General features: G+C 71.1%; 16 protein-coding genes. 6 read left to right on the top strand and 10 right to left on the bottom strand.

Annotated elements, in window-relative coordinates; genetic code table 11:
• The first annotated feature begins 8 nt into the window (after window positions 1–8).
• Complete coding sequence (locus J7E22_RS13220) at window positions 9–305, top strand: hypothetical protein (protein ID WP_214982280.1); 297 nt, start codon at window positions 9–11, stop codon at window positions 303–305.
• A 365-nt stretch (window positions 306–670) separates the two neighbouring features.
• On the opposite strand, the gene J7E22_RS13215 is transcribed toward J7E22_RS13220, so the two are convergent.
• Window positions 671–1,000, bottom strand: coding sequence for a hypothetical protein (locus tag J7E22_RS13215; protein ID WP_214982279.1), 330 nt, complete (start codon window positions 998–1,000; stop codon window positions 671–673).
• 510 nt (window positions 1,001–1,510) lie between these two features.
• Between J7E22_RS13215 and J7E22_RS13210 the strand changes: the two genes are divergently transcribed.
• From J7E22_RS13210 to J7E22_RS13200, 3 genes are read left to right on the top strand one after another with little or no spacing between them, the layout of a single operon-like run.
• On the top strand, window positions 1,511–1,990 hold the full coding sequence (locus J7E22_RS13210; RefSeq protein ID WP_214982278.1) for a hypothetical protein: 480 nt from the start codon (window positions 1,511–1,513) through the stop codon (window positions 1,988–1,990).
• A gap of 37 nt (window positions 1,991–2,027) precedes the next feature.
• Window positions 2,028–2,411: a helix-turn-helix transcriptional regulator gene (locus tag J7E22_RS13205; protein WP_214982277.1), complete on the top strand. Its 384-nt coding sequence runs from the start codon at window positions 2,028–2,030 to the stop codon at window positions 2,409–2,411.
• Entirely contained in the window at window positions 2,404–2,874 is a 471-nt protein-coding gene (locus J7E22_RS13200) for a hypothetical protein (protein WP_214982276.1), read from the top strand. Before J7E22_RS13205 ends, J7E22_RS13200 begins: the two co-directional genes overlap by 8 nt.
• Before the next feature lie 600 nt (window positions 2,875–3,474).
• Here J7E22_RS13200 and J7E22_RS13195 read toward each other — a convergent pair.
• From J7E22_RS13195 to J7E22_RS13160, 8 genes are all read right to left on the bottom strand, one after another.
• Window positions 3,475–4,626, bottom strand: a complete 1,152-nt coding sequence (locus tag J7E22_RS13195; protein ID WP_308159254.1) for a low temperature requirement protein A — start codon at window positions 4,624–4,626, stop codon at window positions 3,475–3,477.
• Between the two features lie 74 nt (window positions 4,627–4,700).
• Entirely contained in the window at window positions 4,701–5,603 is a 903-nt protein-coding gene (locus tag J7E22_RS18000) for a phospholipase (protein ID WP_214982275.1), read from the bottom strand.
• Between the two features lie 290 nt (window positions 5,604–5,893).
• Window positions 5,894–6,349, bottom strand: coding sequence for a MarR family winged helix-turn-helix transcriptional regulator (locus J7E22_RS13185; RefSeq protein ID WP_214982274.1), 456 nt, complete (start codon window positions 6,347–6,349; stop codon window positions 5,894–5,896).
• A gap of 166 nt (window positions 6,350–6,515) precedes the next feature.
• Window positions 6,516–7,166: a GntR family transcriptional regulator gene (locus tag J7E22_RS13180; RefSeq protein WP_214982273.1), complete on the bottom strand. Its 651-nt coding sequence runs from the start codon at window positions 7,164–7,166 to the stop codon at window positions 6,516–6,518.
• A 191-nt stretch (window positions 7,167–7,357) separates the two neighbouring features.
• Complete coding sequence (locus J7E22_RS13175) at window positions 7,358–7,783, bottom strand: DUF1810 domain-containing protein (RefSeq protein WP_214982272.1); 426 nt, start codon at window positions 7,781–7,783, stop codon at window positions 7,358–7,360.
• On the bottom strand, window positions 7,780–8,583 hold the full coding sequence (locus J7E22_RS13170; RefSeq protein WP_214982271.1) for a DUF2071 domain-containing protein: 804 nt from the start codon (window positions 8,581–8,583) through the stop codon (window positions 7,780–7,782). Before J7E22_RS13170 ends, J7E22_RS13175 begins: the two co-directional genes overlap by 4 nt.
• Window positions 8,580–8,978 (bottom strand): hypothetical protein, encoded by a 399-nt coding sequence (locus J7E22_RS13165; protein ID WP_214982270.1) that lies wholly within the window; start codon window positions 8,976–8,978, stop codon window positions 8,580–8,582. The genes J7E22_RS13170 and J7E22_RS13165 overlap by 4 nt, the downstream gene beginning before the upstream one ends.
• 101 nt (window positions 8,979–9,079) lie before the next feature.
• The gene (locus J7E22_RS13160) at window positions 9,080–10,384 is read right to left on the bottom strand and encodes a phosphopantothenate--cysteine ligase family flavoprotein (protein WP_214982467.1); all 1,305 of its coding nucleotides are present in this window, start codon (window positions 10,382–10,384) and stop codon (window positions 9,080–9,082) included.
• Window positions 10,385–10,448: 64 nt separating this feature from the next.
• Between J7E22_RS13160 and J7E22_RS13155 the strand changes: the two genes are divergently transcribed.
• Both J7E22_RS13155 and J7E22_RS13150 read left to right on the top strand, forming a co-directional pair.
• Window positions 10,449–11,237, top strand: a complete 789-nt coding sequence (locus tag J7E22_RS13155) for an NRDE family protein (RefSeq protein ID WP_214982269.1) — start codon at window positions 10,449–10,451, stop codon at window positions 11,235–11,237.
• A 61-nt stretch (window positions 11,238–11,298) separates the two neighbouring features.
• Window positions 11,299–12,024 carry an SGNH/GDSL hydrolase family protein gene (locus J7E22_RS13150; protein ID WP_214982268.1) on the top strand — a complete coding sequence of 242 codons (726 nt, stop codon included), beginning with the start codon at window positions 11,299–11,301 and terminating at the stop codon, window positions 12,022–12,024.
• A 121-nt stretch (window positions 12,025–12,145) separates the two neighbouring features.
• Here the strand turns inward: J7E22_RS13150 and J7E22_RS13145 are convergent, their stop codons facing one another.
• Window positions 12,146–13,054, bottom strand: a complete 909-nt coding sequence (locus J7E22_RS13145) for an SDR family oxidoreductase (RefSeq protein ID WP_214982267.1) — start codon at window positions 13,052–13,054, stop codon at window positions 12,146–12,148.
• Between the last annotated feature and the right edge of the window lie 61 nt (window positions 13,055–13,115).

The following is a 13,115-nucleotide window of genomic DNA, read 5'->3' as shown; positions in this document are numbered from 1 at the left end:
GCCACGACATGACCCAGTACATCCTGGGCAACGAGTACACGATCGACTGGCCCCTGGGCACCGACGAGGAAGGCAGTTGCCCACCCGGCGAACCGGCACTCAGCGAGGGTCTGCAGGCCGAGATCTGCGAATGGGCTGCGACGTTCAACGACGGGTACATGCCCGACTCCGGCTGGCAGACGAAGAGCGCTGCGGTCGCCCACAGACACCAGGCGGATCGCCTGGTGTCCCTGATCGCCGGAGAACTCGGGCCTGGCGACACGATCATCCTGCGGTACTGGGAGACGTTGTACGTGGAGCGGTGACGGGTCGGCCCGAACCACGGCTTCTGTCGTTACGGTGTTGCACGTGACCATTGCGCTTCTCTTCGGGGCGGCCGGGGATACTCTCTGGGGGCCATGGGTGGCGTGGCCATTGCTCGCAATCGCGATCTACTCATCCTGTTCGGGCGATCGGAGAAACGGCGCCCGTGATCACGGACTGCTTCTGGCTCTCCCGAGTGGATGATCAGTCAAAAGAGCCGCATCACCTTTCGAACCTCTTCACCGCCTGGTCGAGTCCGGGCAACGCTGGTACAACGCCTCGGCGCTGAAAGACACCCTCGACGACCCTCTCGACCCCGCGAGCGGAAACCGCCGCACGCGCTCGTCGAGACGGGCGCCCGTCCGGGTTACGGTCCGCCGAACCAGAGGGCAACAGGGGCGAGCGTGAGCAAGGCGGCGCTCACCCCGCAGACGGTCCCGGACAGGCGGTTGCGGTCCGCGTTCTGCGCAGTCGCGCTGAGGATCACGGCGAGGAGCGCGGCGGACCACGGGAGAGCACTGAGCAGGAACACAAGGGGCCACAAGAGCAGTGACGACTCAGATCCCGTCAGCCAAACCGGCAACCAGAGCACGAGAAAGAGCACCACGAAGGTGGCGAAGCTGAATGCGGCAAGCACGGTCGCTCCGATTTGCAGGCCACCAACGGGCTTGCTGTGAGGAACCGTCGCTTGACGCACGGCAGCATGCTAGCCGAGCCCGAGCCCGAGCCCGAGCCCGAGCCCGAGCCGCAAGCTGTGACCGAACACGACCGTTTGGGGCGTGACCACTGCAGCGTGACTCTGTCGATGCGGCACTCAGCCCTACCAACGCCGACCGCCACGCGTACGCGGGCGATGGCTCCATCAACAGCAGCAACGCGGCCGGAGGGACCACTCTTCCTCGAGGTTTAGGACTCGCGTGCCCCGTCGTGGGCGCGACCAGGCCCTTCGCAACGGCGAGCGGAGTCGGTATCGCCGCCGCACCCTTCGTGCGGGCGGCTGCTTCGGCGCTCAACGTCGCATTTTCGCGGTCGGCGGGGCCAGCGGAGGAGCCATAGCTACTGCGGCGGTGACCGGAGCCCGTTCAGCGACAGGGTCCACCTGAGCCCACAGACGCATGGCGAAGGGGATCTCCTCGTCCTGTCGTGCGTCGTCAGTAGACTCGCCAGTATGTCCGATAGGCCTTCACGCTGCAGTGGAGGAGATCCGTTGGAGTTCGTCTTTTACCCAGATGCTCCGGAGCCGACGGCAGCCGCTATCGCTGCTGCCGCGGACGAGTTTCACGATCTGATGCACCGGGCCGGACGGCTGTGGTCGCCGTACAACTGGCCGCTTGAGAAGCGCCGCTTCACGAAGCGCCTCGAGGACGCGTGTGCCGGCTCTCTGGTCCCGGTCGAGCACGTCAAGGACATCGACCGTGGCGCCCACGAGTACCTGTTTGAGATCCGTTGGAAGATCAAGGTGCTCGAGCAGCTTCCGGATGGCAAGCGAGTGAACCGGTCGGTTGAAGTCCGGCTCTACCATGCAGAGCCCGCCACGATCACGGACGCGTTCGTGGGTCTGCACCTCCACGAGAAGCAGATCGTTGAGGGTGACAAGCGTGCGACGCGCGACCTGCAGGACGCTCAGATCAACATCGCGATTGGTCGCTTCCACGAGGGACGACCCGTGAGGTGGGGGCTTCCCTGAGTGGACGCCACACCCCCAGGGCTATAGAGTTTAAGTTATGAACGACGCTAGTGCACGTCTCGACGCGCGCGCAGACGCTCTTCTCGACACGACCAGCTCCCTCCTGAGAGGCCTGGTTGAGCTTCGGCACAAGCACCGCTTGACGCAGGCTGAGGTCGCTGAGCGCATGGGGGTCAGCCAGCCGGCCGTTGCCAAGTTTGAGCGGTACGACGCCAACCCCACCCAGACGACCATCCAGCGGTACGCGATGGCCGTTGGCGCGCGAATCAAGGTGGAGATCATCGATGACTGCGAGGACGAGCAGGTCAGCCCCGACCGCATCTCGCAGGTCGTCAACATGAACGCGCTCGGCACATGGTCTCGTGCCCGCGAAGTGAGCACGATGTCGTACTCGACGGAGTACCAGGTGACGCGTGTCTGACGTATCCCCGTCACCGGAACTGCGCGCCCTCGTTCAAGCCGCCGATCTGGTCGGCATCAGCTACTTCGAGCTGAGCGCACTCCGTGACGAGGGAGCATCGACGACGCCAGAGGGGTTGACCGAGCTGCAGCTCTCGCAGGAGATGGGGTACGGCTTCCGAGAGGATGACGCGGCGTTCCGTGTCCGCGTCCGTACGACAGTCAAGGCTCCCGGGCAGGGCGAGATCGTCGTCGGGTTGAACGGTGAGTGGTCGTACGGAGGGGGCAGTGCCAAAGGGATCGAACAGTCGACCCTCCTCGACTTCATCAACAACGTCGCGATGATGGTGCTGCTGCCGTACCTGCGAGAAGCGACCGCCGACTTGAGTCGACGGGTTTTCGGCAGCGCCTTGCTACTGCCGTTGATCCAGCGCGGCGACATCGAATTCACGTCGGAGCACCTGAACCCAGGGGAAGCCGTCTAGTCCGACGACTCACTGTCGGGCGGACCCAGCCTCTCTCAGTGGGCGTTCAGTGGCAGGGTGGGCAGCTTCGGCGCCAGACAGCTGCGTCCCACAGAAACCCTCGCGGCTGGCTGCGTTGCTTGCCGAGTTCGCGGCGCATCTGGTTAGAAGAAGCCGAGTAGCTAGTGAACGTGGTTGGTCCTAAGCGGTTTGCGAATCGCTTGGAATCGACGTCGCGTGTCGGGTGCGACGCCGGGGTTCACTAACCCACGCTATCGCCGCCATCGGCATCGGTGGGCCCCCTTCGGTTGGGGCCTTCGCGACGGATCTGTCACTATCGCCTCAGACTTGGCGGTGTCCGCGCCAAGCGGGAGGCACTGTGGCTGCCCGGTAACGACCGTTTCCGGGCACCGCCGGAGCGAGGCCGACACGCCGGAGCTGTAGCTGTCCGGAACGCATGACCGAAACTGTGAGCGGTTCACGAACGGTTGGACCGGTTTCGGGCTGTTCGGGGCTGCCCCTGATCGGCCGCAAGGTATCCGCCTCGCTGCGGGGTCCTGATGGCAGCAGGGGCGCCTCCAGCCCACCGGATCGCCTGTCCGCATGTGGGATTGGCGGACGTCACGTCTCGCGGTGTTCAGCGATGTCCAGGACGACCACGATGGCCGCGACGAGCAGTGCGGTCGCCACGAGGGTCACCGACGGGACGGCGATCACCGCCAGGACTGCGAGCGCCAGCACGACCACGACGACGTTCCACCGGGTGGACAGCGTCGGCCGGAGCGCGAGCGCCCAGATCGCCAGCACGAACAGCGCCACCGGGACCGCGATCGCGGCGGCGACGGCGGTGCGGGAGAGCTCCGCCTCGCCGGCGTCCGCGCTCACGGCGACCTCGATGCCGGCGGGCAGCGCTCCGGCCGCGGCGAACACGAAGTAGTGCCCGTAGCCGAACACCAGCGCTGTGGGCAGCGACCGGATGTGTGCGTGCTGCTCGCGCGAGAAGTAGATCCACCACAGCCCCGCCACGATGACGAGGCCGCAGGCGGCGAGCACGAGCAGCGGGCCGAGGTGGTCAGCGTGGGCCAGCCCGTCGATGACGGCGTTGGCGGACGCGACCAGTCCCTCGCCGAGCACGATGAGCGTGAACAACGAGTACCGCTCCGCGATGTGCCGTGTGTGCCACGGCGTGGTCTGCGCGCCGGCTTCAGCGAAGGGCGGGACCAGGACCTCGAGCAGGATGAGCACGGGCGTGATGAACGGTGCCACGGTGGGCGGCACGAAGACCAACCCGACCCAGAGCGCCTGCACGACGATGATGCTGCTGGCGTACCGGACGGCCGTGCGCCGGTACTCGGGCGCCGACACCCCTGCCCGGATCCACTGTGCGACGAGGGCCAGGCGCATCACGACGTACCCGATGACCACGATGGTCACGGTCCCGTCGACCATCGCGGCCCGGACCCCGGCGGCCAGCACGAGGACGCCCGCCATCTGCACGAACGTCATGACCCGGTAGAGCCAGTCATCGGTGTCGAACGACGTGCCGAACCACGTGAAGTTGATCCACGCCCACCAGATCGCGAAGAACAGGAAGGCGTACGACAGCACCGCAGACGTGATGTGCCCGGCCGCCTCGATCTGGTGCAGGTTCGTCGCGGCGAAGCCGACCGCGACGACGAAGACCAGGTCGAAGAGCAGCTCGAGGGGGCTCGCGGCGCGGTGACCCTCGGCGGGGTCCCTGGGCGCCATCCGGCGGAGTCCGATGGTGGTCACCCGGTATGCCTACACGACGACGACCCCGGGTGGGGAACCCGGGGTCGTGCGTCGTCGGTCGGATGACCGGTCGATCAGTAGAAGTTGCTGGCCTGCGAGTGCGCCCACGCGGCACACGGCGTGCCGTAGGAGGCGCTGATGTACTGCAGTCCCCAGGTGATCTGGGTGGTGGCGTTCGTCCGCCAGTCCGCGGCGATGGTCGCCATCTTCGAACCGGGCAGTGCCTGCGGGATCCCGGTCGCGCCGCCGTTCGCGTTCACGGCCTGGTAGTTCCAGCCGGACTCCTTGGTCCACAGGCTGTCGAGGCACTGGAACTGCGCGGAGCCCCACCCGTACCGGGACGCCGCGAGTGCACTCGCAGTCGCCTTCGCTCCCGCAACGGTGTTACCTGCGGCGAGGGCGCGCGCTGCCGCCGCGGCCGCGGCCTGCTCGGCGGCAGCGCGCTGGGCAGCGGCGGCCGCCTGCTTCGCGGCTGCTGCCGCGGCGGCAGCGGTGTCGGCGTCACGCTTGTCCTGCACGGCACTCGCGGTCGCGACGGCCTGGGCGGCGTCGACGGTCGAGGAGATCCGCGAGGTGATCGCCGCACTGGAGAGGTCCCCGGTGTGGTCGAGCTGGTCGAGGCGCCGTTCGAGGACGGCCGTGTCGGTCTTGTGGTTCGCCGTGGCGAGGACCGTCTGCGCGGTCGTCGCCGTCGCCTGGGCCTGCGCCCGGGCGAGCGCCGTCCCGGCGAGGCCCGGGGTGGCGGTCGCAGCCGCGGTCGGGACGCCGAGGGCCTCGGCGATCGTGGGCTGCGTGCCGACCGCGAGGGCACCGCCGGCGACGGCGAGGAGCGCCGCTCCGCCGACGACGGCCGTCGTCCGCGTGCGGATCATCCGGCGGAACCGCCGGGAGGGGCTGTCGAGGGCCTGCCGTCGTGTGGCGGGGGAGGCGGGAGCAGGTGCGGGGGTGGGGGTGGGGGAGGTGGTGCGGTGTGTCATCGGTTCCGGTGGTCGGCCGGCTCGTGTGGCGGTCCGCTCGATCAACGGGCACGCGGGTGGCGCGTGCCGGTGTGATCCGGTGCCGAGGCACCCGAGGAGTGGATCCGCGAGCCGGGGGAGGACCGGACGGTGGTGTGGGGCCCGTCCGTCCGCCGTGTCGGTGGCCGTGGGGAGGCCGCCGCCGGGCGAAGTCGACACCCTGACCCGGGTTGCTGGGTACGGCGTTCAGGCTCGCTGGCAGAACCTTCCGTCCACCCCGTGGTAACGGTCCGGTAACGGACCGGCCCGGGTCAGAAGGTGTGGGGTTCCTGAGGACGGTCACCCTGCGCCACACGCTCCAGCGCGTCGAGTGCTGCGGCGATCGCGTCGACGTCCGGCCCGGGCAGCTCGGCGATGAGTTCTGCGACGATCCCGGTGCGCGCCGACCGGGCCTGTTCGACCGCGTCGATGCCGGCCGGGGTGGCCGTCACCATGAACGCGCGGCCGTCACGGGGGTCGGCCTCGCGCTCGATGAAGCCGCGCTGTTCGAGCTCCGTCAGGATGCGGGTCATCGTCGGCTTCGTGACCACCTCGAGCCGCGACACGTCGCCCGGGCGCAGGGGTCCGTGCCGTTGGATCGTCGCCAGGGCTGAGACGATCCCGTACCCGAGCGAGGCGGAGTCGGAGCGGGCACGACGGTTGATCCGGCCGACGGCCGCGGCCAACCTCGCGGCGATCTCGGCGCGGTCCGGCGGGGGAGTGGTCATGCGGTGCTCCGGGTCACTCGGGGACGGTCGCCCGCGATGCTATCGGCTCACCCCATGACGGCGCTGGCACGGGGGAGGGACCCGGGGGACGCGCCCGCCCGACGACGGAGCCGCCCGGCCCCGAGGCGGGTTCCGGACGGCTTCCTGTGTTGATGTACAGCAGGGTTCAGGACTTCTCGCCCGGCAGCAGGTGGATGGCCTCGGTCGCGAGCTCCGCGGCGATGTTGTCGCCGGACTCCGTGGCCGCGCGCAGTCGGCGGAAGTCGGCGGTCATCCGGTCCCAGTCGACGAGCTCGTCGAGGTTCGGCAGGCGGAGGCGGAAGGCCAGGCCGTCCATGGTGTCCCGGCAGACCCGCTGCAGGTTCTCGTTGCCGCACTCCGCGACGTACAGCGCGAAGACGTCGAGCGAGTCGTGGTTGACGGCCTGGACGTCGTGGGCCTCGAAGTCCGCGATCGTCTTGTCGAGCTGCGCGAGGATCTTCTTGCGCGTGGCCGTCCCGAGCCGCGGGACCGCGAGACGGACCACACCGCCGAACAGGACACCGAGGGTCTGCATCGCCTCGATGACCTCGTCCGGGTTCGGGGTGGTCACCCGGGTGTACCGGTTCGGGGCCATCTCGATCAGGCCGGCACGGGCGAGCTGACTGAGTGCCTCGCGGATCGGGGTGCGGGAGACGCCGAGCCACGCGATGAGCTCGTCGTCGTTCAGGCGCTCGCCGGGTTCGAGGGTGCCGTCCATGATCGCGTCGTGGATCTTGTGACGGACGGTGTCGCGGAGCAGCTGGTGCTCGGTCGGTGCGGTGCTGGGGACCGGCATGCGGGTTCCTCCGGGATCGTCGCGGACGGGGTGACGGGAGCGGGCGGATCGGCACCGATCAGCGCCGGTGCATGGTTCACCGTACCTGATATACGAGCGGCGTTCCGCCCGCTGCGGTCCGCCGCCAGACCGCGCGCGCTACCGGTCGACCGGTACCGCGCCGGGTACGGGTCAGCCGGGGGCGGTGGTCCTCAGCGCTCGAGACCGAGCAGCCGCAGGGTCGCCGGGTCCTCGGCGGCGTCGAACCAGCGGTCCAGCACCGAGGCGAACGGACCGGGATCGTCGGCGGCGTGGGCGAACAGCGTCATCGAGGAGCGGAGCTTCACGGCGTCGATGCCGCCGAGCAGCTCCTCGACGGAGCGGGCCGGGGCATCCCGGACGACGCCCGCTGCCTCGAGCAGCCGGGGTCCGAGCACCGGGTGGGCCAGGTAGGCGCGCGCCTCGTCGAGTCCGTCGAGGGCGTACCGGACCGCGGTGGCGCTCCGACCGAGGCCGGCTACCTGCGGGAACACGAACCACATCCAGTGCGACGTCTTCCGCCCGCGCCGGAGCTCGGCGAGCGCGTCCTCGTGCACGCGGCGCTGCGCCCGCACGAACCGTTCCAGGTCGTCGGTCACCGGACCACGTCCCCCCAGCCGTACCGGACCGTGGTGCCGTCCACGACGAGCAGCGAGTCGGGTTCCCGGTCGAAGAGCCCCGGCATGCCCACTGCGTCCGGCAGGTCGCCCCCGAGTCGCTCGAGGCGGGCACTCCGGATCGCGAGGGCCTCGTGTTGGCGCTGCCAGAACACGGTCTGCGCCAGGTGACGGGCGTGGATGCCGGCGCGGGTCGTGAGCTCGGTCGCGAGCGGGGAGTCGACCGCCTCGCCCGCGACGACGCGGACCGTGGCGTCGTGGCGGGGCCGCACCGCGCCTCCCGTCCGGCCCACCGATCCCGATGCCGGGCGTGTCCGGGCCCACCGGACCGGGTGCAGCGCGCGACTCGGCCGTCGTACCGAACGGTGCGCGACCGAGTCCCCTCGACGTCGCGAGCGGGCGTACGCGAACGTGTACGGCACGCCGAGGAGCGCGTGGGCGGCGACGATCGCCGGCACGTTCGCCGTGTCGATCGTGCGGTACGCGACTCCGTGACGGCCGCGCGCGTCGACGGTGAGGACCTCGATGGTGACCTCGGTCATCGTCCCGAGCCGACCCGCGGACGGGAACGGCGGGACGCGTGTCTCGCGGAAGACGTAGGCGGACAACCCCGCCCACGCGCTGCCGTCCACGACGTCCGGTCGCGTGCCGCGGGGGACGAGCCGTTCGAGCGAAGCCGGTTCATGCCGCCAGTGGGCGAAGACGACGTCCTCCCAGGCGTGCACGGTGACCGGACGGTGCAGCAGCGGTACGGCTGCCCGGTCGGCGGCCGACGTGGTCACGGCCTCGGAGCGTGCCGACCGACGCGCACGGCCCACCCGACGAGGGGCGCCTGCAGCGGCAGCCGGAGCACGGACACCAGACGCGCGGCGCGACCGGCCCGGGGACTGTCGAGCAGGTCACCGGCCATCTTCACGTTCGCGGGGAACACGGCGAGGAACAGCAGCGCCGCGGCCCACCCGGCCGCACGTCGTGTCGCCGGGACGGTCAGGGCCGCCGCGATGCCGAGCTCGGCAGCGCCGGACACGAGCGTCGTCAACCGGGGTGGCAGCGACCCCGGCACGATGCGGTCGTACCCGCGCGGTCGCAGGAAGTGGGTGACCCCGGCCCCGCCGAGCACCACCGCGAGCAGGGCAGCAGTGCGGTTGGCGCGTCGGGCACGTTCACGTCGTCGCATGCTCCCATCGTGCCCGCCGTCGCCCGGCTGTGCACGGAGCACGCCCAGGACGCGGGACCCGGACCGTCGACTCCGGCCGGTGCGCTCGCGTCAGCGCGAACTCAGGTGAGCGCGGTCGCGACCAGGTCGAGGACCGCCGCCGCCACCTCGGCCTTGCTGCCCGAGGTCTCCCGCACCACCTCGCCACCGGGGACCAGGACCTCGATGGCGTTCTCCTCGCGCTCGAAGCCGTGCGTCCAGCCGACGTGGTTCACGACCAGCAGGTCCGCTGGCTTCCGGGCGATCTTCGCGCGACCGAGCTCGATCCGGGCATCCCGGTCCGGCTCGGTCTCGGCGGCGAACCCGACGATGATCTGCCCGGTGCGTCGGGCGGCGACGAGCTCGGCGAGCACGTCCGGGTTGCGGACGAGTTCGAGCGTCATCGTCTCGCCCTGCGCATCCTTCTTCAGCTTCTCGGCGTGCACCTCCGCCGGCCGGTAGTCGGCGATGGCGGCGGTCATCACGACCACGTCGGCGTCGACGGCGGCCGCGTGCACGGCCTCGGCGAGTTCGAGGGCCGACCCCACCGGCACGACGGTCGCGTCGAGTCCGGCGGTGCTCGCGGCGTCGAGGTTCGCCGCGACGACGGTGACCCGGGCACCGCGGCGCACCGCGTCAGCGGCGATCGCGAGCCCCTGCCGTCCGCTCGAGCGGTTCCCGACGAACCGGACGGGGTCCACCGGTTCGCGGGTCCCGCCGGTGCTCACGACGACATGCACCCCCGCCAGGTCGCCCTGCTCCCCCCGTGCGCCGGATCCGGACGGGAGGCGCTGCTCACCTGCTGCGCGCCGGTCACGGCCCGCCGTCGGGTCGGCTCCGGCGGACCCGGGCTGGTGGCCCGGCGAGTCCAGGACCGACAGGGCTGCTTCGACGATCTCCTCGGGCTCCGCCATCCGTCCGATCCCGGCGTCGTCGCCCGTCAGCGCACCGACCACGGGGCCGACGAACCGGACGCCCCGCTGCCGGAGCGTCGCGACGTTGGCGCGGGTGGCCGGGTGCTCCCACATCTGCGGGTGCATCGCGGGCGCCACGACCACGGGCGCCTCGGTCGCGAGCAGGGTCGTGCCGAGCAGGTCACCGGCGAGGCCCGCGGCCATCTTCGCGATCGAGTCTGCGGTGGCCGGGGCGACGACCACCAGGTCCGCGCGCCGTCCGAGCGCGACGTGCCGGACCTCGGCGACGTCCTCGAACACGCTCGTCGTGACCGGGTTCCGGCTGAGCGCCTCGAGCGTTGGCAGCCCCACGAAGCGCAGGGCGCCCTCGGTCGGGACGACGTGCACGTCGTGGCCGCGCTTGACGAGGTCACGGACGACCCCCACCGCCTTGTACGCGGCGATGCCCCCGGTGATCCCGACGACGATGGTCAGACGGCGTTCTGGTGCTCGGTTCACGCCGGTCACGCTACCCGTGGCGCCGTGCGAGGATCGACGCATGTGCACCGTCGTGGTCCGCGTCGACCCCGGGGCCGAGTGGCCCGTCACCGTCCTGGCCCTCCGCGACGAGTCGCCCGAGCGTCCGTGGGACCCGCCGGCCGCGTGGTGGCCCGACCGGGACCCGACGCTCCGCGGGGTGCGTGACCGCTCGGCCGGGGGTGCGTGGCTGGCCGCGTCGGATCGTGCTGGGCTCGCCGTCGTGCTGAACCGGAGCGAGCCGGTGGCCGCACCGGACGGGACCTGGACCACGCGGGGCGTGCTGCCCCTCGACGCGGTGGCCGACGGTGTCCTGCCGAACGATGCCGCCCGGCCGACCACCCGGGGGTTCAACCTCGTGCGTGCGACGGCCGAGGGCGCGACGGTCGTGACGTGGGATGGAACAGAGGTCCGGACGACACCGCTCGGTCCCGGCGTGCACATGGTCACGCACGGTGAGCCGGACGACCCCGCTGCGCCCCGTGTCGACCGGTGGCTCGGGGCCTTCCGCGCCGTGGACGCCCCGACCGGACCGCCCGAGCTCGGCCCCTTCGACGAACTCCGGGCCGCGGACGCGGGGGACGACACCGGCGACGGGTGGAGCGGGTGGTTCGGGCTGCTCGCCGAGTCGGCCGCGCTGCCCTCCGATCACCCGGACGCGATCCTCCGCGACGCCCAGGAGGCCGAGGGACACGTCGCGACGCTGTCGATCGTCGCCGCGGCGATCGGCCCGGACCGCACGGTCCTGCAGCACGCGCGACTCACCGAACCCGGGCGCCTCGACGGCTCCGTCGAACTCCACCGGGCCTGACTGTCCGCTTTGCACCCCGAGCTGACAGCGGGGTCATAGACCCCGGACGTACGTTCGGCGTGTGAGGACGACCGCGCGGACCCTGCTGGCCTCGGCCCTGGCCGTGTGCACGGCGCTCGCCGTCGCGTCGTGCGCCGGCACCGACGCCAGCGCAGCCTCCGCTGCGGGGACCGGATCAGCGCCGAGGCCCACCGCCACGGCACGCCCCTGGGACCACGCCCGGGGAGCACGCGTCGCCCTGATCGGCGACTCGATCACCGGCGGGCACGGCCTGACGATCCAGCAGGCGTGGCCGTCCCTGCTCGCCGACGCCCAGCACTGGCAGCTGTCGAACCTGTCGTGCAACGGCGCCGGGGTCCTGACCCAGGGAGACGCCGACGACTGTGCCGGCACCTACGACGACCTGGCCGATCGCACGGTCGCGTTGCACCCCCGGGTGATCATCGTGCAGGCGAGCTCGAACGACCTCGGACAGGACGACGACGCCCTGCCCGGCGCGGTCGAGCAGCTGGTGGTCACGCTCCACCGGCAGCTGCCGCACGCCCGGATCATCGGGCTCAGTGCGATCTGGAACGAGAGCGCACCGCCCGCGCAGCTCGCGCGGATCTCCAGCGACCTGCGCTCGGCCGTCCGCCAGATCGGCGGCACCTACGTGGACATCGGGGAGCCCCTGCGCGATCACCCGACCTGGATGCAGGCGGACGACGTGCACCCGACCGCACGCGGGCAGCGTGCGATCGAGACGTCCGTGGCTGCGGCGTTCGCGCGCGACGACGTCACGTTCTGACGCGGCGCGTCCCGCGCACGCACACGCGTCCCGTGCTGACGCGACCACGTCGCGACGGGCCGCTCGTGCCGGACGCCCGCCGTGCCTCCAGGCCGACGGCCGTGCCCGGCGGCGCAGCCGGTCAGGCCGGGAGCTGCGTCCCCGTCAGGTCCTCCGCGACCGCCCAGAGCGACCGCGCCAGGTCCGCGCTGCGTGCCGACCGCGGGATCGAGGTGAGCGTCGTCGGGCCGGTCAGCCCGAACAACCCGGACGGCCCGTAGTAGGCCCCGCCCTGCGCGTTCGGACCCACGGCCGCGTACAGCAGCGGCTCCGTGCCCTGTTCGACCGCCTGGGTCCACGGCATCGCCCGCTGGTTCGCCGCGACCGGCGTCGACCGGCCGAGTGAGCGTCCGGCCGACTGCAGGTTCGTCCGCGTGTACCCCGGGTGCGCAGCCGTGCTCATGAGCGGCAGGTCGAGCTCGACGGTCAGGCGGTGCAGGTGCAGGGCGAACAGCAGGTCGGCGAGCTTCGACTGCGAGTAGGCGCGCCATGGGTTGTAGCCGTGCTCCCACTGCAGGTCGTCGAAGCGGATCCGACCGGGGACAGCCGCGATGCTCGACATCGTCGCGACGCGCGGCGTCGGCGCCTTCAGGAGCGCGGGCAGCAGCAGGTTCGTCAGGGCGAACGGGCCGAGGAAGTTCGTGCCGAACTGCAGCTCGAAGCCGTCAGCGGTCTCGAAGCGCTTCGGTGGCACCATGACGCCCGCGTTGTTCACGAGCACGTCGAGCGGCCGGTCGTCCGCGAGCACGCCGTCGGCGAAGCGGTGGACGCTCGACAGGTCGGCGAGGTCGAGCGTGCGGACCTCGACGTCGGCACCCGGGTGGGCTGCTCGGATCTCGGCTGCGGCGTCCTCGCCCTTGGCGGGCGTGCGGACGGCGAGGACCACGGAGGCGCCGGCGGCGGCCAGGCGCGTCGCCGCCTCTTTCCCGGTCCCGCTGTTGGCTCCCGTGACGACGATGCGGCGTCCGGTCTGGTCGGGGATCTTCGGCATGCGACGGACCGTACACGATCCGTCTGGTCGTGCTATATTGATGCAAACGCATGGAAATGCG

The organism is Curtobacterium sp. ISL-83 (genome assembly GCF_018613895.1).
GTDB lineage: Bacteria > Actinomycetota > Actinomycetes > Actinomycetales > Microbacteriaceae > Curtobacterium.
The sequence above is the reverse complement of the archived record's forward strand: the minus strand, read 5'-3'. Positions and strand labels throughout refer to the sequence as shown.